General features: G+C 38.9%; 1 protein-coding gene. It reads right to left on the reverse strand.

Going from position 1 to position 1,343, the window contains the following annotated elements:
* Positions 1-520 precede the first annotated feature (520 nt).
* On the reverse strand, positions 521-1,066 hold the full coding sequence (locus IEX62_RS24270) for a hypothetical protein (RefSeq protein ID WP_188643227.1): 546 nt from the start codon (positions 1,064-1,066) through the stop codon (positions 521-523).
* Positions 1,067-1,343 lie beyond the last annotated feature (277 nt).

The following is a 1,343-nucleotide window of genomic DNA, read 5'->3' on the forward strand; positions in this document are numbered from 1 at the left end:
ACTCGACCTGACTCCAGGCAACGCGTGGAATGATGATGATGATGATTCGGAAGGATCAGTCATCAGCCAGACAAGAGGCTGGACTTTTTGATGTTAGCACAGCGACATGCTGTGACAACAAGCAGTTGTTTGTTATAATTAACAAACTTAACGTCCTATGTGAAGCGAATACTCCTAACACTGTCCCGAATGCTACACTGTGTGCTGCAAAATGAGCCCCGCTCATCTTAGTGATACCGACCCCATACTTGTATTTCCTTTGGTGAAATCTTTTCAATTACAATCAATGGATTGGATTGTAAGGAATTAATTTCACATGTGTAACACTACTTAGAACTTATTAAGGACACTGCAAAGAATAAAACCAAATTTGGTGCTATACTCTCTCTCTGAGGGATAGGTTATTTTTATAGGGTCTGTAATAACCTACCCCTAGAGGTTTGCGCAGAGAGCTTATTTGCCTTAGTATACTTAGCGAAGGCTATACAAATAAATTAATTCAAAAAACTACATTAGTCCTTTATAAAATATTCATGAATTGTTCGAATGCATCTAAAAAGTCAGTGGTTATTGTTCTAAATTCATCTATATCAATATTTCTTAGAGCAATACCTTCCTCTGGGAGACGAGCTAGGATTTCATTTAAGTTTCTACGTATATCATTAGCATAATCAAAAATATTTCTAACTCGATCTAATTCCCTAGCAGCTATCTCCCCGCCCTGTCCTTCTACTAATGATGTAGTTCTATCCACCAAGTCAGTAGCGGTAGACACCGTCTCATTAACTTCATTTAAAGCATTTACTACTTCGTCATTGAGGGGCTGACCGTCTATATGAACCGTTCGATCAGATATATGACCTCTACGATGTATTTCCATTAAAATGACTAGCAGGGCAGCAGTAGCGATGGATGCTGAACCAATACCTACAACAATAGGAGGTAAAATAGCCACGAAATCTGCAGTACTAAATTCGCTATAATCACGCATTAAGAAAGCTAAAATTTCATTAGATTGAATACGAGCTACCGTTATTATTACCGCTTTTTGTAAAGTTATGTCCATGTTTTAAAAGAAATTTAATATAATATTGTAATACTACCAAGCATTGACGTTAATTTAATAACGAAAGGTTATGGTGATTGTTATAATTAGTAGGGTTATAATTAGTAGGGTTAATTGGGATAGGTGTAGTTAATAGCCAGGTACCGGAGATCGGTTAAGCGTCACCCACCCCGTCAGGTCCAAAACAAAGGGATAAAATCCTTCACCATCGGTGCAGGATTTTAGCCCCACCTCTTTTTGCTTATGGGCCCCGCCCCCCGAAGGGGGGGCGGGGTCC

It is taken from the genome of Paenibacillus hunanensis, from assembly GCF_014645615.1.
In the GTDB taxonomy this organism is placed as follows: Bacteria; Bacillota; Bacilli; order Paenibacillales; family Paenibacillaceae; genus Saccharibacillus; species Saccharibacillus hunanensis.